Genomic DNA, 17,590 nt, shown 5'->3' with positions numbered 1-17,590 from the left:
CGGCAGGGCGGGCGCACCGCGTTCTCGCCGGGCGGTCACCTGCGGTCCGTCAGTACCCGGCTCAGAACTTTCGCCACTACCTGAAGCGTCTCCTCGGAGGGTGCCTTCAGGCAGACATCGATCTTTGTGTCCGGGTCCTCGACGGACTTGGGCGCCCAGCCCGTCATCTGGCCGTCGCCTCCGATGGCACGGCAGTTGTCGTCGGCGGGCCCGGGGACCCCTCCCGCCGGCGACCCGGCGCTGTCGTCCTTGTCCGGGTGACTCCGCAGGAACGTGATCAGCACGCCGTCCTCGTCCAAGGCGGCCACCGGGCGGCACGTGGTCAGCACGGCATCGGTGATCCTGGGGCACGTGCCGGTCCCGGGTGCGCGCAGCGTTTGCGACGACACGAACGCGGCCGCGGTCCCGTCGTCGTCCGTGACGGAAAGACTGTGCCAGGTCGACGGCAGGTGGAGGGTCACACCCTTCAAGGGGGCCTGCAGTCGCACCGGCACGAATCGCCGGGCCGCCGTGGGAGGTTCAGCCGGTGCGGCACGGTCCGACGGGCCGAGGATCGCCGGCCAGAGGACGGTCGCGACGACCGCGCATCCCGCGGCGAGTGCCGACGCCGTCGTGGCCACCCGTCTGCGTCGCCTGCGCAACCGGATCCGCCGTCTGACCTCTGACACCCGGTCGGACGGCGGGGCGAGAGGGGGCACCATGCGAGCGAGGAGGGCCGGGAGGTGGCGCTCGATCTCCCGCGGTTCGCTCTCAGGCTCGCTGTGCATGCAGATCACCGCCTTCCACCAGGTCCGGAGCGGCTCCCAAGTGCTCGCGCAGCATGGCCAGCGCCTTCGACGTATGACTCCTGACCGTACCGGGCCGGCAGCCGAGCACTTGTGCGGTCTCCTCCACGCTCAGATCCTCGAAGTAACGCAGGACGACCACAGCCCGCTGCCGGGGCGGCAGCAGCCGTATCGCGTCCGACAGCCACTGCTCCCTGTCCACGGTGGCAAAGGGGTCGACGGCCGCACCTGCACCCGGCCCCGCCAGCGCCGTCAAGTGGTCGTGCGGATGGGGTACCTCGCCGCGCCAGCGCCGCTGCCACCACGACAGGTGCGTGTTGACCAGGGCCTTGCGTACGTACGCCTCCGGATTCCCCCCGGCGATGGCCCCCCATTTCGGCCACACCTTCACCAGCACCGTCTGCAGCAGGTCCTCCGCAAGGTGCGCGTCACCCGTGAGCAGCCAGGCGACTTTGAGCAGCCTGTGCCCCCGGGCGGTGACGAACTCGTCGAAATCCGCGTCCGCGCTCTCCACCGTGTCCTGCCATCGTGTTCTCGTTCCGCTTGCTTCGCCGTGCGTGCTTCCGCCCCTGTGGGGTCTCGGGAGAACGGCTTCCTCAGGAAGGGGCACGGAGTGCTTCGACGGGTTCCATACGGGCGGCGCGCAGCGAGGGGTAGAGGCCCGCCAGCAGGCCCACGAGAGCGCCGGCCGCGGGGGCGCCCAGGGCGAGGCCCAGGTCCAGCACCGGGGTCCAGTGCTTCACCGCCGCCACGGAGACGACGACCACCACGCCGAGGGCCGCGCCGACGACGCCTCCGAGAAGCCCGATGGTGGTGGACTCCGTCAGGAACTGCCCGGCCACCTGACGCCTGGACGCTCCGAGAGCGCGCCGCAGCCCGATCTCGCCGGTCCGCTCCATGACGGTGACGAGCGTGACGTTGGCGATGCCGATGGCCCCCACGACCAGCGAGACCAGCCCGAGTATCAGGAACAGGCCGTTGACGTCGCCCTCGACCCCCTTCCTGGCCTTGGACAGGTCCGGTGGCGCCGTGACGGTGAGCGCCTCCTCGTGTCCGGGTGACAGGGCGACGGGGGCCTGCCGGGCGACCTGCTGGGCGGCGCCGAGGGAGGTGTTGACCAGGACCCGGGTCACGTCCTTCAGGCCCATCCGGTCCGCACCCGTCGTCGGGGGCAGGATCACCGAGGCGGACAGCCGCTGCTCGCGCAGGAACCCGCCGAGCACGCCGATCACCGTGTACGACTGGCCCTCGAAGAAGACCGCGGGAGCGTCCCGTACGTCGTCGATGCCGAGCAGCCGGGCGGCCTGGTCGCCGAGGACGGCGACCCGGTCGTGGCGCGCGATGTCGCCGGCGTCGAAGAACCGCCCGGTGGCCATCGCGCCCCGGACCGCCTCCGGCAGCGCCGGGGTGGCCGCGACGACCGCCAGGGTCTGCTCGGTCAGGGCGCCGGGAGCGACCACGTCGTTCGCCCGTACCTGGACGTTCGCACTGCCTTCGGAGTCGGACAGCGCGGCGGCGGACTCCACTCCCGCGAGCCGCTCGACGGCACCGACACCGGACCACTCGACCAGCGGAGGCTCGGATGACGCCCGCGACGCGGGAGGCACCACGACGGTCACCGAGGTGGCGGTGAGGGCGTCGAAGCGGCCGACGATCTGGTTCGCCGCCGTCGACGCCACGCCGATCGTGATGACCAGGGTGCCGATGCCCAGCACCGTGCCCAAGGTGGTCAGGGCCGAGCGCACCGGGCGGGCGAGCACCCCGGCCAGGGACTCCGACCACAGGTCCCGCGGGTCCATCCGCGGGCGCTCGCCCTTGTCGCTGCGGTGGGCCCGGCTCGGACGGCGTCCTTCGCCTCGCCGTGGTGTGGACCGTGCCCCGGCCTCCACCCCTCGCGGGCGGCCGACGCGTCGGGGGCCGGCGGTCATGCGCCCTCCTGGATGAGCCGGCCGTCACTGATCCGCACCCGCCTGCTCGCGCGGCCGCTGACGGCGTCGTCGTGCGTGATCACGAGCAACGTCATTCCCTGGGCCTGCAGTACGTCGAAGAGGGCGAGCACGGATTCGGTGTTCTCGCTGTCGAGGTTGCCGGTCGGCTCGTCGCACAGCAGCAGCGCCGGCTCGCCCATCAGGGCGCGGGCGATGGCGACGCGTTGACGTTCGCCGCCGGACAGGCGGCCCGGCAGGAAGCCGAGGCGGTGCTCGAGTCCGACGCGCGTCAGGGCGGCCCGGGCGCGCTCGGCGCGGTCGCGGCGCGGGCGGCCCGGGCGAGGGGTCCGGTAGGTCTCGGTGAGCATGACGTTCTCGTCCACGGTCCGGTACGGCAGCAGGTGGAAGGACTGGAACACGAATCCGATGCGGCTGCCCCGCAAGGCGGTCCGCTCGGGATCACCGAGGGTGTTGGTGAGGACGCCGTCGAGCCAGTAGCTGCCCGACGTGGGCCGGTCCAGCAGACCCAGGGTGTTGAGCAGCGTGGACTTCCCCGAGCCGGAGGGCCCGACGATCGACAGGTGTTCCCCTCTCCGGACCTCCAGGTGCACGTCGCGCAGCGCGTGCACCGGAGGGTCGGTGTCGAACACCCGGCCCAGGCCGCTGAGCCGGATCACGGTGTCCGGGCCCGGCGCGTGTTCGGAAGCCGGGCGAGGTGGTACGGGTCTGCGCCTCACCGTCCGACCACCACCTGGTCGCCCTCGTGCAGCGACCTGCCGTCCGCCCTCACCTCGACCTGCCCGGCGGCCGAGAGCCCGACCGTGACGGGCACGTCCACGACCTCGCCGTCGCGCTGTACCCGCACCCGGGCCGTGCCGTCGGCGCTGGTGTGCACAGCCGCCACCGGCACCGCCAGGACGGCGCCCTTCGAAGCGCCCACCTCGATGGTCACCTTGGCGGTGCCACCCGACTGGTTCCTCAGCGGACCGGGGTCGGGTACGGAGATCACCAGCTGCACCGGAGCGGACGGGTCCGCGCCCGGCTCGGCGCCGGGTCCGGCCACGCCCTCCTCCTCGTCTCCGCTGCCGGCGCCGGCGTCCGCTCCGGCGTCCGCTCGCGGCCCGGAGCCGCCGACCTGCGCCACGACGCCACGTACACGGGTGCCGTCCGGCGTCTCGATCCGTGCCGGCATGCCCTCGCGGAGCGCGGAGCCGTCGGCCCCGGGCACCACGGCCCGTACCACCACGTCGGAGCTCGTCACGGTGGCGACCTCGCCGTCCGGGGTGTCACCGAGGCGCACCTTGACCTTGCCGACCCGAACCGGCAGGTCGGGCAGGAAGACGACTTCGCCTGCCGGGACCTTCGTGCCGTACGTGGCGGTGAACGCGCTCAGTGCCGCGTTGGCCCGGTCGAGTCGCCGGCGTGCGGCGCGCAGTTCGAGTGCGGCGGCCTCGCCGGAGGGCGACGGGCCGGCCGTGCGGGGGCCACCCTTGCCGTCGTCGCCGTTCTCGCCCCCGCCGTCCGGTCCGCCGTTCTGCGCCGTCAGGACCGCGAGCTGTGCGTCGGTGACGGCTGCCTCCAGGTCGCCCAGCTGCTGCTGGTCGGCGACACCGGGCTCCTGCGGCCGGAATCCCTTGCTCTGGTACCAGCGGGTCACCGCCGACGCGGTGCCCTGCCGGTAGTCCCCGCTGACGGCGCCCGCATCGTGCCCGATCCTGCGCAGCGCACTCTGCAACTGCCTGACGTCGTCGCCCGAACTGCTGGGCCCGAGCGCCCGGTACATCGGGACCGATCCGCGCAGGACGAACACCGGCCGGCCGTTCACCTGCATCAGGACGCTGCCCTCGCGCAGCGTGGCACCGGCCTGCGGGAGCTTGGTGACGCGCTGCGTCGCCTCCCCGTCCCCGTCCGCGGGTCCGACCGGTCCCGACAGCGACACCCCGTGCGGTGCCCCGAACTCCACGCCGCCCTGCGCGATCACGTTCGCGGTCAGTTCCCTGCGCTCCACGGCCACGGTGACCGGGCCCGCCTCGGGCGGGCGGCGGGAGGCGGCGGCGTCGGCCGGCGACTGCATCTGCGTACCGGCGAACCAGCCGCCCGCGCCGACGAGTGCGACCACGCCCACGATCGTCCCGATCTGCTTGCCACGCCCTTTCGGGCCGCGCGGCAGACGCCGGCTCATCCGCCCAGCCCCGAGAAGGGGTGCTCGGCGAGCCGGGGAAAGTACGCGGCCCGGAACTCCTTGCCGCACTCCAGGTCCTTGCGGGCGACGGCGATCTCCTGGGTGAGCTCGGCTCGGGCGGCGTCCTGGTCCATGTTCCGGACGCCGTCCCGCGGAGTCAGCGTGCCCGTCGCGAACTTCACCATGTCCCCGATGGCGGTCGGCTGGGTCGTCGTGACGGCGATGCCCTCGTCGCGCAGGCAGGACGCGAACCGCTGCGCCAGGGAGATCAACCGCGGATCCCCGTTGAGTGCCTGCTTCGCGGCGCGGTCCCGCTCCTCGTTGGCGGCGCGCTCACGATCCAGTTCGGCCTGGGACTTCTCCGGCCCGTATCCCTTCTCGATCCCCTCCTTGACGCACCCCGGAAGCGTCACCTTCTTCCCACTGGGGAGTTGCTTCGCCGTGCCCATCGCCTTGTCGTAGGCCTTCCGCTGCGCCGCGGACAGCGCGTCGAGGTACGCCTGGTCCGGGTTGGTCGTCTCCCGGGCCTCATGGGCCCTGCTCCCGATGACGTCGGGGTCGTTCGGGTACACGGCCGGCGCGAAGAAGCCGAAGCCGTACGCGTCGCGGTACTTCTTCGCGAGTTCGTAGTCCTGCCCGTCGACCGGGCTGGACGCAGCACCCACGCCCGACACGTGCGGCGTGTAGGTGAAGCCCTTCTTCCGCATGCACGCGGCGACGGTGTTCTCCGTCACGTAGATCTGCCTGGTCGTCTCGTCGGCTCCCTCGGGAATCGCCACCTCGCCGTTCGACGACGCCCCGGCCTTCGAGGACGACGCACGGTCACCGGAGCCGACGGCCGCTGCGGGACCGCCGTCCTGCTGGGAGCAACCGGCGACCGCAAGCACACCGGCTGCGGCCGCCACCGGCCAGAAGGTGCGCGCGACGCGTATGTGAGCCATGCCGTTCCATCACTTCGCTCTAGGGGATCGCACGATGCTGTGCACTCCGTCGACGACCTGAACCCGGTGACTCCTTCCGCCGGCACAGTCGCCACGATGTGACGTGGGTCACCGCCGCGGAGCGAGATACGCCGGGAGGCGGGTTCCGGCGGCTGTCCGGCACATCGGCCTCCGATGCCAGGGAGACGATGTGGCCGACTCGAAGGTGACTGCTCGACGGCGTGACCTGCACGGCAAGAGCCGGCGGCGCGGACGGTTGCATCCACCGACACCCCGGCTGGACGACGCCCGCCCCGCGTCATCGGCAACTCCCCGGCCATTCCTGTCACGTTGGCGAGGGCTGTCTCGTCTACTTGCGGAGGAGGGCCGCCGCAGATGACCGCCGTGCGATGCGGAGGCAGCTGGAGGGCCTTATCGACTCCATACATACCCGTTGACCGGACAGGGGGAAGGCCGTGCCGCATGCAAATGCGCGGCGGCTCTTCCTTTGAGGTGATGCCATTGCTGGCCTATGCCATTTACGCGACCGTCGGGGCGTTGTACGTCTACGCTCTGGTCGACTGCCTCAGGACTCCCGCAGCGCGCATGCGAATACTTCCCAAGGCGGGCTGGGTGGTCGTCATGTTCCTGTTCCCCATTGCGGGCGCCATGGCCTGGCGGAACCTGGGCACACGGCCCACTCCCGCCGAGGGTCGGTCGTCAGCGGCCTGAGCTCGGGCATTCACCATTCCCCGCCCGGTCGCAGCGCCGATCGCACCATTCGCTCACGGCTGCGATCGGTCAAGGAACCGGCGAATACGGCGGAATGGTGTCGCCACCACTCTTTCCCGTTTTCACCGCAAACCGATCCGCGATCAACCCGTTGACACCCTCTCGGAATTGCTGCTTCGCTGTGCGGCGCACCCCAAGTCCGCCGTGAAATCCACGTGTTGGCGTGGGGTCGATCAGCGAGAGGAAACCGTGAAATTCACGAGCAAGAGACCGGCGACAGGCACGGTCTTGGGAATTGGCATTCTGCTGTTCGCCGCCACCCCGTCGGCGTCCCCGGCATTCGCCTCCCCCGTTGCGGCGCCGTCATCGGCCGCCGCGTTCTCGCCGTCGTCCTCGACCTTCGGGACGAGCCCCGCGACCAAGGGGACCCCGGCCGGCACCGGTGCGCAGCGGTGGATCCCGCTGATCACCGGTGACCGGATCGCGGTGAACACGAAGGGTGAGGTCATCGCCGCGCGTCCCGCCAAGGGCCGGGAGGACATACCCATCCGGGTGGAGACCCGCGACGGCCGCACCTACGCCCTGCCCGACGACGCCCGGGATCTGGTCCGGAGCGGCCGGGTGGACCGGCGTCTGTTCGACGTCACCACACTGAGCGCCCCCGCCTACGCGGACCGCCATGACGTGCGGCTCATCGTGATGTACGACGCGGCTCGTCCGGCCGCCAGAACGGCCGTGCGCTCCACCGGTGGTGCCGAGGTCCGGCGCACGCTGGCGAGCGTCGACGCCGACGCCGTCACCGCGCCCGCGAACGGCACCGCGGAGCTGTGGTCCGCCGTCACCGACGGGTCCGCCGGCGCCATGAAGCGCAGCGTGGCTCCGGGTATCGCCTCGGTGTGGCTGGACAGCGTCGTCGAGGCGAGCCTGGACAAGAGCGTCCCCCAGATCGGCGGCCCCGAGGCGTGGGCGGCCGGTTTCGACGGCAGCGGTACGCGGATCGCCGTTCTCGACTCGGGCGTCGACGCCACCCACCCCGATCTGGCCGGACAGGTCGTCGCCGAGCAGAACTTCTCCGACTCGCCGGACACCGAGGACCGGTTCGGTCACGGCACGCACGTCGCGTCGATCACGGCCGGCACCGGCGCCAAGTCCGGTGGCACGTACAAGGGTGTGGCGCCGGGGGCCCGCATCCTGAACGGCAAGGTCCTCGGCGACGGCGGCAGCGGCACCCTCTCCGGCGTGCTCGCCGGCATGGAGTGGGCCGTCGCCGAGAAGGCGGACGTCGTCAACCTCAGCCTCGGCACCTTCGACACTCCGGAGATCGATCCGATGGAGGCCGCCGTCAACAAGCTGTCGGCCGAGAGCGGAACCCTCTTCGTCATCGCGGCGGGCAACAACGGCACGCAGGGCTCCGGCACGGTCAACAGCCCGGGCAGTGCGGACGCCGCCCTCACCGTCGGCGCGGTGGACAAGCAGGACAGGCTGGCCCCGTTCTCCAGCACGGGCCCGCGCGTCGGTGACGGCGGCATCAAGCCGGACCTCACTGCACCCGGCGTGGCGATCGGGGCTGCGGCCGCGCACGACAGCTACCTGTCCCTCGTCGCCCCCTCCGTGGCGGACGGCTACATGGCCCTCAACGGCACCTCCATGGCCACCCCCCACGTCGCCGGCGCCGCCGCCATCCTCGCCCAGCAGCACCCCGACTGGACCGGCGACGACATCAAGGACGCACTGGTCTCCTCGACGACTCCTGGCAGTTACGGCGCCTTCGAGCAGGGCTCGGGCCGGGTCGACCTGCGGAAGGCGATCAAGCAGACCGTCGTCGCCCGCGAGACGTCGCTGTCGTTCGGTGTCGCGCAGTGGCCGCACAGCGACGACCAGCCGCTCACGAAGGACCTCACGTACCGCAACTCGGGCGACTCCCCGGTCACCCTGAAGCTGGCCGCGGAGGCCACCGGGCCTGACGGAAGCGCCGCGCCCGCCGGCATGTTCACCGCGGACGCGCAGGTCACCGTACCGGCGCACGGCGAGACGACCGTCAAGGTCACCGCCGACACCCGCCTCGGCGGGGACACGACCGGCACCTTCACCGGACGGGTCACGGCCACCGGCGACGGGCAGACCGTCGGCACCGCGGTGGTCGTCGACCGCGAGTCGGAGATGTACACCGTCACGGTCAAGCCCCTCGACCGGGAGGGCGATCCCGCGCCCGCACCCGCCTGGTACGCCCAACTGCTCGGTATGACGGGACTCGCCAGGGGCACCGACACCGTGGTGCTGAGCGGCGACACGCACTCGGTGCGCGTCCCCAAGGGCCGGTACTTCCTCAACAGCCTGGTCCTGGCCGACCCGGAGGGTTCGTTCGCCAGGGGCGGCGACTGGTTCAACCAGCCCGACCTCGAGGTCACCGAGGACACCACGGTGACGGTGGACGCACGTACCGCCAAGCCGCTCGACATCACCGTCCCCGACCGTTCCGCCCGGCCGGTCCTCGGCTACTTCAGCGCGGGCATCGAGCTGCCCGACGGATACTGGGCCCGCTTCGGGGTCTTCACCTCCTCCCTCGCCACGTACCGCACCGCCCACCTCGGCCCGAAGGCGGCCGCGGGCGACCTGCTGACCCAGCAGCTCTCGGCCTCCTTCTCCACCGGGGCCGACGGGCACGACGAATACCACCTGGTCTACCAGCCAACCGGTGACAGGTACCTGACCGGCTTCACCCACCACGCCACGTCCCGGGAGTTCGCCGAGGTCCGGGCGAAGCTCGGAGCGACCGCCAAGGGCACGTTCGGATTCGTCACGCCGGACAACGGCGGCGACGGCGGCCTCGGCACCGAGCACGCCCTCCCCTACACCGGCACCCTGCACCTGCTGTCGGGGAAGACCTCGTGGCAGCTGGGCTTCATGCAGGTCGACGCCGACGACTCGATCCAGTCCGAGTACGAGGCACCCGCAAGGACGTTCAAGCCCGGCCGCTCCTACGAGCACGTGTTCAACGTCGGTGTCTTCGGGCCGGACCTCCCGGAGGGCGCCGGGCTGCTCCGGGCCGACGAGGCGATCGACGGACGGCTTCCCCTGTTCTCGGACGGCGAGGGGAACACCAGCGACAACCACGCGCCCGTCGACAGCGCGCGAACGTCCCTCTACCGCAACGGTGAGCTCGTCCACATCAGCAGCCGGCCGATGGACGCCTTCTACGTCGCGGAGAACGAGCGTGCCGACTACCGGCTGACCGTCTCGGTCCAGCGCGGCACGATCGCCGACGTCTCCACCGACATGACCGTGAGCTGGACGTTCTCCTCCGAGTACGCGCCGGGGATCACCAGGCTCCCGACCTCCGTCGTGCGCTTCACCCCCGTCCTGTCCCTCGACAACACGGGCAAGGCACGCGCGAAGGTGCGGGTCCCCGTGACCGTCCACGGCACCGCGGCGGGCAGGAACCTCAAGTCCCTGAGCGTGTGGGCCTCCTACGACAAGGGAGCCCACTGGCAGAAGCTGAGCGTGTGCGACGGCCGGGTCCGGGTCACCAACCCCAAGGCCGGCGGCAGCGTGTCGTTCAAGGCCCAGGCCGTGGACAAGCAGGGCAACACCGTCGACGAGACCATCGTCGACGCCTACCTGACGAAGTAGTCCTCACCGGTCCGGAACCGCGGTCCAGGGCTCGCGCCCTCCGCGGTTCCGGTCCGTGGGCGCCCCTCATCCGAAGACACGGAGTGATTCCGCATGACCATGCAGACGTGGCGCAGGGCCGCGGCGGCCGCCGGGGCGACCATCGCGGCCACGGCAGGGCTCCTCTTGTCCGCCTGCCCCGTGGTCCGGGCCACCAGAAGGTGGACGTCACCGACAGGACCCCGGAAGCCTCGCCGAACCCGGACACCTCTCCCCTGCCGGAACGCAACACGAAGCACGAGGGCACGACCGCGCAGCGCGGCGCAGCCGTGATCCCTCACTCGGCCCAGGGATCGAAGCCCGTGTCGAGGACGGCGTTGAGGAAGGCGCGCAACTGGGCCGCGTTCTCGGCGCCGAACTTCTCCTCGAATGCCGCTTGCACGCCCTCCCAGCGCGGGATCGCCGCCTTCATCCGGGCCAGTCCGTCGGGCGTGACGGCCACGACGCGTGCACGGCGGTCGGTCGGCGACGGTTCGACGGTGACGAGCCCCTCGCGCGCGAGGGGCTTGAGGTTGGACGCCATGGTCGTGCGGTCCATGGCGATCACGTCGGCGAGGGCCGTGATCGTCATCTCCTCGTGGATGCTGAGCTGCTGCAGGATGCTGAACTGCGTGGCCCGCAGGCCGAGCGGTGCCAGTGCCCTGTCGTACGTCGCGCCGAGGTATCGCGACGCCTTCCGCAGCGCCAGGTTGTTGCACAGGTCCGCCTTCGACTCGGCGCTCGTCATTGCGTCCTCCTCAGACCTCGTCCGGATTATACGAGCATCTGCTCTTAAATGGAAGGACGCGCCCTCCGCGCCACCGCGAGGCCACGGCCCGCCGCTGAGACGTTCCCGACATTGCCCCTCCGAGAATAGGAGCATATGCTCTCATTCATCACCCGGCACCTCCTCGCCTGATCATGCGTGCCGCATACGGACGCGAGGGAGGTCTCCGGCCGCAAGGACGGGTCCGCCCGCAGCAGGCGGCCCGCCCAGCGCGCCGACCCAGCGCGCCGGCCCAGGTCCCGGGGCGGCGGTCCGCGCCGCGCATGCACCGCCGGGCGACGACCTCCCGCGACAGCGCCGCTCGATCACCACGACGAAAGGCAGTGACCATGAGCACCTCCCCGATCGAACGGCCCGGCCGGGCAGATGCCGGCACGACGCCGCCGTCGCGACCCGCCGGGGCGCGGCCCGAGGTCTCCCGCCGCGCCTTCGTCGGCGGCGCGGCAGCCGTCGCCGCCGGTCTCGCGCTCACCGGTGTCTCCGCGCCGCCCTCCGCCGCCGTTCCCCGCCGGGCGCCGAACGGCTTCGGCTCCGTGTCCGGGGTCCCGGGGCTGCCCGCGGGGTTCCGTCGGACGTTCACCAGCCGGCTCGTCCAGGCCGGTGGAATACGCCAGCACGCCGTCGTCGGCGGAGACGGGCCTCCCCTTCTCCTCATCCACGGCTGGCCGCAGAACTGGTACGCCTGGCGCATGATCATGCCGGCACTGGCGAGGCACCACACGGTCGTCGCCGTGGACCAGCGCGGCATCGGGCTGACCGACAAACCCCGTGACGGCTACGACACCGCGACCCTGGCGGGCGACCTGGCCGCCCTGATGAGCACCCTCGGTCACGAGCGGTTCGCCGTCGTCGGTCACGACACCGGCATGCCGATCGGCTACGCGCTCGCAGCCGACCACCCTCACCGCGTCGACCGTCTCGCCGTCGCGGAGGCCGTCATCCCCGGCGTGACGCCCTCACCGCCCCTGCTCGGCCCCGCCCAGGCCAACAACATGTTCTGGCACTTCCCCTTCAACCGCCTCGACGACGTCAACGAGCTCCTCGTCGCAGGCCGGGAGGACGTCTACTTCGGCTGGCAGCTGGACACCGAGGCCGCCCGGAAGCTGCCCCCGTACGCCATCCGCTACTACGTCGAATCCCTCACCTCGCACCGCCACGCCCTGAGCGGCAGCTTCGGGTGGTACCGCGACCTCGACACGACGTTCGCGCAGAACGCCGACCGCGCGGAGCGACGCCTCACCGTCCCCGTCCTCGCGATCGGCGGAGCGCAGAGCGTCGGCGAGGGAGTGGCGACCACCATGAGGCTCGCAGCCGACGACGTGCAGTCCCTGGTCATCCCGGGCAGCGGCCACTGGGTCGCCGAGGAGGCCCCACAGGAGCTGCTCGCCGCGCTCACGGACTTCCTCGCCCCCTACCGCTCCACCGCCGCGGCGAAGAACCGCCGGTAGGCACTCATGCGGGCCCTCCGCTGTCGTCACATCCCTCCGAGCCGGCTCGTCTCACTGGTGGGCCTGCGGCGGAACAGCGGGAAATCCTCCGGGGCCGCCGCCGTGCCCGATGGGTAATCGCGCAGATCGAGAAGCAACAGAGTGGGTAGCACGCGTGACGACAGCGCTTGACCGATACTTCGACATGGTGAACTCGGCATCCGGTGGCCAGGCCGGTCTCGACGGCCTCCGTGAGGTTTTCGCCGAGGACGTCCTGGTGATGCACAGCGGGGAGATGGTCCAGGGCCTGGAGCCGGCCCTCGAATTCCACCGGGAGCAGGCGGCCGAGTGGGCCGGGTTCCGGATCCATTGGACGGCCACGGAGCAGACGGACGGATCGCTCGCGGGCACGTGGAGCCAGGCCGGCCTGGACCCGCGGGGCAACGGATGCACCGGGAGCGGTCGCGTCGCCGCGACCCTGGACCCGGACGGACGGATCTCCCGGCTCCATCTGAGCCTGACCGGTGGCTCGGACCACGCCCGCGTCCTCATCGCCAAGCACCTCGAGGTCTGGATGATCCCGGACCAGGCCGAGCGCGCCGCAGCGATGGAGGACATCTACACGGAGGACATCGCGCTCATGGAACCCGACGACCTGTTCGTCGGGCGAGAGGCCGTCAACGACTACATCAGCGTGGTGCAGCGCAAGGCCCCGCCCCTGTACGGCCGGCTCGTGAGCCATTTCCAGAACCGGGAGTTCATCCACTGGGTCTGGGACTTCGGGTTCCCCGGCGGCAAGTCGGCACAGGGATCCGAAACGCTCCACCTCGACGGCGACCGGATCGAGAAGGTCGTCATCTTCAGCGCCGACCACGACGTCGTCGTCGAGGGCACTCGCTAGCCCGCACTCCTGCCGGCGGCTCCATTGCGCCGGATGCCACCGCCCCCGGGCCAGGGTCGCCCCGGGGGCGGTCGGCGGGTGGACGAGGACGCGGATGACGACGGACGGATGGTGCCAAACCTGTCAGAACGCCCGGTTGCGCGGTTCGTTGTCACATCTTTGCGGGCTGTCCGGTCTCCGTGGTGCAGGCTGCATGACAGGGCAGTCTGCGCGTCAGCACGGTGATCGGCCGTGCTGCGCGGTGGCCGTCGGCCCGGTCGGCCCGGGCCCGGCCCACCCGAAGCGCCCGTCCCAGCGGTGGAGGCGGGCGCTTTGCGCTCCACGGGGCCTTCCGGCCGGCCTCCGGCGGCACGCTCGCCCCCACCTCAACAAGCCCATGAATCCGCGGCATTGAGAGCGAGCGGGGCAAGACGCCCGCTAGCCTCGCCGAATGAAGATCACAGCGGGGAGCCTGCTGCTGGGCCTGCTGTTCGGGGCGGCGACCGCGTTCGCGAACATCATCTCGTCGCCCTACACGCGGTGGGGGATGCCGCTGCACGGCACGGGCCTGGCCAAAGCCGCCAAGGTGCTGGGCCTTCTGACGGACGCGGGCTGGTGCTGGGCGGCGCTCGGAGTGGCGGCGGGCTGGCTCGGTGCGACATGGGGCCGCGGTGTGGCGGCCGCGATGTCGGCGCTGTTCTCGGCCACGGTGGGCTACTTCGTGACGGAGTCGGCCGCCGGCACCGATGGGATGTCGGCGATCGTCGTCTGGCTGGCGGTCTGCGTCTTCCTCGGGCCCGCCCTGGGAGTGATCGGGGCGGCCATCAGGAGGCCCGGACTGGTCGGCCTGCTCGCGGCCCTGGTGGTTCCCGTGGGCGCCGCGACGCAAATGGTCGTCCTGCCACCCCGGCCGCACCTCACCGTGACACCGGGCATCCTCACCGCCGAGATCATCGTCTGGGCGGGCGCCGTACTCGGCGCCGCCTGGGCCCTCCGTCGCTTCTGGGTCACGCGCCGCACCGTTCCGGCTCCGTGACGGGCCGTCGCCTGACGCTCCGGCAGCTGATCGGCTCCACGCGCCGGATCACCCGGTCGGCCTGCGGATGTGCGCGTCACGTCACACAGGGTGATTCTTGCTGAGGGCTCGCCGCTGTCCATCACGGCTTCTCTCTGCCGTCGCCGGCAGCTGCCGCCCGTAGCGGACCCTTTCCTGGAGGTGACGTGTTGTCCGGAATGGCTGCATCTCGGACGGTGTGGGCGATGGCAGCGGGCGTGGCCCTGGCGTTCGGTGCTCTGACAGGTGCCGCGCATGCGGGGAGTACCGACGCCGGCGCCGCCGGCGTCGTGAAGCCCGGCGCGGGAACCGCCCTCGCCGACCCGTGCCTGCTGCTCCCCTACCTCCCCGGGTACTGCCCCAGCCGCCCGGGGTACCACGGGCACCCGGGGCGCCCCGGGATTCCCGGGCCGCCGGGCCTGCCCGGACCTCCTGGGCCACCCGGACCACCGGGAGCGCCGGGAGCGCAGGGCCCCGTCGGTCCCGCCGGTCCGGCGGGCCCCCAGGGCGAGACCGGGGAGCAGGGACCCGTCGGTCCCGCAGGCCCTCAGGGACCCGTCGGACCGCAGGGGCCGCCCGGAACCACCCCGGCCCACGGCCTGGTGGACTTCCTCAGCGACGGTCAATTCGTGCCGCCCGCCGGGGTCACCTCGGTCTTCGTCCAGGCATGGGGTGCCGGCGGAGGAGGTTCGGGAAGTGACATCAACGCCGGACCGGGCGGCGGCGGCGGGGGCTTCGTCTGGTGCGTCCTCCCCGTCCAGGTGGGCACACCGGTCACGGTGGACGTCGGCACAGGAGGAGCAGGCGGAACCGAGACCACGATCGGCCAGCCAGGCACGCCCAGCACGGTGGACAACGGTCTGGGCGGCGTCGTGACGGCACTGGGCGGCCTGGCTTCCACGAGCAATGCCGGCGGCACCGGCGGCACCGGCTCCTGCACCGGCCAGGGCACGGTCCGGCAAGGTGCCGTCGGCGGGGCCGGCGGGGGCAGCATCGGGGGCCTGGGGGGTCGTCCGGCCGTGGACGGCATCATCCCGGCACCACCGGCCGCGGGCATCGGCGGCAACGGCGCCCCTCACGCTCCCCCCAACGATCGAGACGGCCTGCCCGGCGGCCCCGGATACGTCGTCATCTGGTGGTAGACCGCGAAGGGCCCGGCGCATCGCCCGGGGCGCCGGGCCCTCCCCCACGGTGAGCCGGCATCGCGCCCGCCGGTCACCCGTACGGCACGGTCACCGAGCCGCCGCGTCACCGCCGTCCCACGATCGACCCGTGAGCCCGGCCGGCGCGCACCACCACCCTGTCGTCGCGGCGCGCACGGGCACGGGCACGGGCACGGGCACGGGAACTCTCCGCCTTCGAGGAGGACGCCTTGGGACACGCCGTCGGCGACGTGCTCGGCCTGGCCGCCGGTGTCGCGGTCAGCCCGCTCCCCATCGTGGCGATCATCCTCATCCTGGCCACCCCGCAGGGACGGCTGAACGGCACGCTGTTCGCCGTCGGCTGGCTCCTGGGCCTGTCCGTCCTCGGTGCGATCATGCTGGCGGTGGGCGGCCCGGGCGGGGCGTCGGCGTCCCACCAGCCGGCCACATGGGTCGGGGCGCTCAAGCTGGCGCTGGGTGTGCTGCTCGTCCTCTTCGCCGCCCGGCAGTGGCGGGGACGTCCACGCGATCCCGCACAGGCGCGGCTGCCCTCGTGGATGGCGGCGATCGACCGCTTCACCCCGCCGAAGGTGCTGGGCCTCGGGCTGCTGCTCTCGGCCGCGAACGCCAAGAACGCCCCGCTGACCATCGCCGCCGGCGCCTCCATCAGTTCGTCGGGCATCCCCGTGCCGCAGCAGATCGGGGCGCTGGCCGTCTTCGTGGTCATCGCGTCGCTCGGAGTCCTCGCCCCGCTCGCCGTGTACCTGTGCATGGGCGAACGGGCCAAGGGCATCCTCGCCAACTGGCGGGACCTGGCCGCCCGGCACAACGCGGCCATCATGGCCGTCCTGTTCCTCGTCCTCGGCCTGAAGCTCCTGGGGGACGGCATCGGCGTCCTCGCCTGACCGCGCGCCGGGCGGGACGCGCCGGGGGGCGGCCCGGCCGGTGGGTGCCGGCGCCTCACATACCGCGGTCCGGGCCGTACCAGGGGCGGGTCCGTTCGCCGGCGGACATGGGGAGGTGTTGCAGCCGGACGGGCGGGTGGAAGGCCGCGCTGTTGGGACCGGTCATGTCCTCGCCGATCAGGTAGCGGTGCAGCCATTCGGCGAAGCTCATGCGGTGTTCCGCCCAGGTGTCGTGGCAGCTCACCACGATCCGGGTGTCATCGGCGGCCGCGGAAAGGAGGACCGTCTCCCCCCGGTCGGTGTCCGCGATCGGCCACAGGCCCTTGCGGGTGCCGAAGCTCAGCTCCTCGAGCCCGAAGAGCCGGCGGGGGTCCTCGTCCGGGTCGAGATCGAGCGCGTCCCAGGGCACCGCCGACCACGCCTTGACGGTCTCCCGAATCCACTGGACCAGGTTCCAGGACTCGGTCGCCGGTGGCTCAGGTACAGGTGGCAGTTGATCCGGACCGGGGCGTACGCGTCGACGATCACCTGGTAGTCGGGCGGCAGCCGTGCGCCGAGTTCGGCGTGGAGGCGTTACCCGGTCCCGTGCTCGTCGCGGTGACGCGGCCGGCGCACAGGGTCACGTCAAGGCCACGGATTCCGGCTACCCGGCCCCGCGCGCGGGTCCCGGTGGTAGCTTCCACCGGCCACATCACCTTGCGTCGACGCACCCCAGGGGGAACCGAGATGACCACTCCGCCGCCGCCCGGCAGCAACCCGTACTCGCAAGCGCAGCCGCCCGCCCCGTACGGAGCCCAGGGCGGCAACCCGTACAGCGTGCCCGGCCCGCAGGTCCCCCCGCCCGCGCCCCGGCGCCCCCGGAGCGTCAAGGGCGTACTCAAGGGAATCCTCAGCGTGGTGGTGATCGGGGTCGTGGCCTACGGCGGCTACACCACCTGGTTCGGGGGCGCCGCGACCGCCGACGCCGGCGACTGCCTGCACGCGGGGAACGCGGCGGCCACGGGCGTGATCTCCGTCGGGGACCCGGAGTTCGAGATCGTGGACTGCGGCGACGCCAAGGCCCAGTTCAAGGTGGCCGACAGGCAGTCCGGGACGGACGGAACCTGCGAGGAGCAGTACAGCCGCTACACCCAGGGCGGTTCCGGCCGGGACTTCACGCTCTGTCTCGAACGGCTGAAGTGACCGCACGCCGGCACCGCT

Annotated in this window: 17 protein-coding genes; 8 read left to right on the top strand and 9 right to left on the bottom strand. The window is 72.0% G+C overall.

Annotation, left to right across the window (positions count from 1 at the left end):
• Window positions 1-35 precede the first annotated feature (35 nt).
• From ABZ479_RS16575 to ABZ479_RS16550, 6 genes are all read right to left on the bottom strand, one after another.
• Window positions 36-329 (bottom strand): hypothetical protein, encoded by a 294-nt coding sequence (locus ABZ479_RS16575; RefSeq protein WP_500462270.1) that lies wholly within the window; start codon window positions 327-329, stop codon window positions 36-38.
• A 421-nt stretch (window positions 330-750) separates the two neighbouring features.
• Window positions 751-1,299: a SigE family RNA polymerase sigma factor gene (locus tag ABZ479_RS16570; protein WP_500462269.1), complete on the bottom strand. Its 549-nt coding sequence runs from the start codon at window positions 1,297-1,299 to the stop codon at window positions 751-753.
• A gap of 82 nt (window positions 1,300-1,381) precedes the next feature.
• Complete coding sequence (locus ABZ479_RS16565; RefSeq protein WP_500462268.1) at window positions 1,382-2,584, bottom strand: ABC transporter permease; 1,203 nt, start codon at window positions 2,582-2,584, stop codon at window positions 1,382-1,384.
• 125 nt (window positions 2,585-2,709) lie between these two features.
• Window positions 2,710-3,450 carry an ABC transporter ATP-binding protein gene (locus ABZ479_RS16560; protein WP_500462267.1) on the bottom strand — a complete coding sequence of 247 codons (741 nt, stop codon included), beginning with the start codon at window positions 3,448-3,450 and terminating at the stop codon, window positions 2,710-2,712.
• Complete coding sequence (locus ABZ479_RS16555) at window positions 3,447-4,832, bottom strand: peptidoglycan-binding protein (protein ID WP_500462266.1); 1,386 nt, start codon at window positions 4,830-4,832, stop codon at window positions 3,447-3,449. Before ABZ479_RS16555 ends, ABZ479_RS16560 begins: the two co-directional genes overlap by 4 nt.
• A 59-nt stretch (window positions 4,833-4,891) precedes the next feature.
• The gene (locus tag ABZ479_RS16550) at window positions 4,892-5,836 is read right to left on the bottom strand and encodes a hypothetical protein (protein ID WP_500462265.1); all 945 of its coding nucleotides are present in this window, start codon (window positions 5,834-5,836) and stop codon (window positions 4,892-4,894) included.
• Between the two features lie 375 nt (window positions 5,837-6,211).
• Here ABZ479_RS16550 and ABZ479_RS16545 point away from each other — a divergent pair, with 375 nt between their 5' ends.
• Window positions 6,212-6,547, top strand: a complete 336-nt coding sequence (locus ABZ479_RS16545; protein WP_500462264.1) for a PLD nuclease N-terminal domain-containing protein — start codon at window positions 6,212-6,214, stop codon at window positions 6,545-6,547.
• A 233-nt stretch (window positions 6,548-6,780) separates the two neighbouring features.
• Here the strand turns inward: ABZ479_RS16545 and ABZ479_RS16540 are convergent, their stop codons facing one another.
• Entirely contained in the window at window positions 6,781-7,041 is a 261-nt protein-coding gene (locus tag ABZ479_RS16540) for a hypothetical protein (protein WP_500462263.1), read from the bottom strand.
• On the opposite strand from ABZ479_RS16540, the gene ABZ479_RS16535 reads away from it, so the two are divergent.
• On the top strand, window positions 7,034-10,177 hold the full coding sequence (locus ABZ479_RS16535; RefSeq protein WP_500462262.1) for a S8 family peptidase: 3,144 nt from the start codon (window positions 7,034-7,036) through the stop codon (window positions 10,175-10,177). The two genes, ABZ479_RS16540 and ABZ479_RS16535, sit on opposite strands and share 8 nt — an antisense overlap.
• 316 nt (window positions 10,178-10,493) lie before the next feature.
• On the opposite strand, the gene ABZ479_RS16530 is transcribed toward ABZ479_RS16535, so the two are convergent.
• Window positions 10,494-10,943 carry a MarR family winged helix-turn-helix transcriptional regulator gene (locus ABZ479_RS16530; protein WP_500462261.1) on the bottom strand — a complete coding sequence of 150 codons (450 nt, stop codon included), beginning with the start codon at window positions 10,941-10,943 and terminating at the stop codon, window positions 10,494-10,496.
• A 368-nt stretch (window positions 10,944-11,311) separates the two neighbouring features.
• Here ABZ479_RS16530 and ABZ479_RS16525 point away from each other — a divergent pair, with 368 nt between their 5' ends.
• The 5 genes from ABZ479_RS16525 to ABZ479_RS16505 all read left to right on the top strand — a co-directional run bounded on the left by ABZ479_RS16525 (window position 11,312) and on the right by ABZ479_RS16505 (window position 16,390).
• Entirely contained in the window at window positions 11,312-12,430 is a 1,119-nt protein-coding gene (locus tag ABZ479_RS16525; protein ID WP_500462260.1) for an alpha/beta fold hydrolase, read from the top strand.
• 154 nt (window positions 12,431-12,584) lie between these two features.
• The gene (locus ABZ479_RS16520; protein ID WP_500462259.1) at window positions 12,585-13,310 is read left to right on the top strand and encodes a hypothetical protein; all 726 of its coding nucleotides are present in this window, start codon (window positions 12,585-12,587) and stop codon (window positions 13,308-13,310) included.
• A gap of 430 nt (window positions 13,311-13,740) precedes the next feature.
• On the top strand, window positions 13,741-14,325 hold the full coding sequence (locus ABZ479_RS16515) for a hypothetical protein (protein WP_500462258.1): 585 nt from the start codon (window positions 13,741-13,743) through the stop codon (window positions 14,323-14,325).
• A 647-nt stretch (window positions 14,326-14,972) separates the two neighbouring features.
• A complete protein-coding gene (locus ABZ479_RS16510; RefSeq protein ID WP_500462257.1) occupies window positions 14,973-15,485 on the top strand; it encodes a glycine-rich domain-containing protein in 513 nt (170 codons plus the stop codon).
• Between the two features lie 230 nt (window positions 15,486-15,715).
• A complete protein-coding gene (locus tag ABZ479_RS16505; protein WP_500462256.1) occupies window positions 15,716-16,390 on the top strand; it encodes a GAP family protein in 675 nt (224 codons plus the stop codon).
• Window positions 16,391-16,445: 55 nt separating this feature from the next.
• On the opposite strand, the gene ABZ479_RS16500 is transcribed toward ABZ479_RS16505, so the two are convergent.
• Complete coding sequence (locus tag ABZ479_RS16500; RefSeq protein WP_500462255.1) at window positions 16,446-16,799, bottom strand: hypothetical protein; 354 nt, start codon at window positions 16,797-16,799, stop codon at window positions 16,446-16,448.
• Between the two features lie 317 nt (window positions 16,800-17,116).
• Here ABZ479_RS16500 and ABZ479_RS16495 point away from each other — a divergent pair, with 317 nt between their 5' ends.
• Window positions 17,117-17,572, top strand: a complete 456-nt coding sequence (locus ABZ479_RS16495; RefSeq protein WP_500462254.1) for an LppU/SCO3897 family protein — start codon at window positions 17,117-17,119, stop codon at window positions 17,570-17,572.
• The last annotated feature ends 18 nt before the right edge of the window (window positions 17,573-17,590 follow it).

This window comes from Streptomyces sp. NPDC005722 (assembly GCF_040630935.1).
Classification (GTDB): Bacteria; Actinomycetota; Actinomycetes; order Streptomycetales; family Streptomycetaceae; genus Actinacidiphila.
This window is presented reverse-complemented; position numbering and strand designations above follow the sequence as displayed.

Bases quoted from the DNA above. Each gene is read 5' to 3' on its own strand.
- ABZ479_RS16565 (WP_500462268.1), bottom strand. From the start codon at position 2,584: ATGGACCCGCGGGACCTGTGGTCGGAGTCCCTGGCCGGGGTGCTCGCC.
- ABZ479_RS16530 (WP_500462261.1), bottom strand. From the start codon at position 10,943: ATGACGAGCGCCGAGTCGAAGGCGGACCTGTGCAACAACCTGGCGCTG.
- ABZ479_RS16515 (WP_500462258.1), top strand. From the start codon at position 13,741: ATGAAGATCACAGCGGGGAGCCTGCTGCTGGGCCTGCTGTTCGGGGCG.
- ABZ479_RS16525 (WP_500462260.1), top strand. From the start codon at position 11,312: ATGAGCACCTCCCCGATCGAACGGCCCGGCCGGGCAGATGCCGGCACG.
- ABZ479_RS16550 (WP_500462265.1), bottom strand. From the start codon at position 5,836: ATGGCTCACATACGCGTCGCGCGCACCTTCTGGCCGGTGGCGGCCGCA.
- ABZ479_RS16495 (WP_500462254.1), top strand. From the start codon at position 17,117: ATGACCACTCCGCCGCCGCCCGGCAGCAACCCGTACTCGCAAGCGCAG.
- ABZ479_RS16545 (WP_500462264.1), top strand. From the start codon at position 6,212: ATGACCGCCGTGCGATGCGGAGGCAGCTGGAGGGCCTTATCGACTCCA.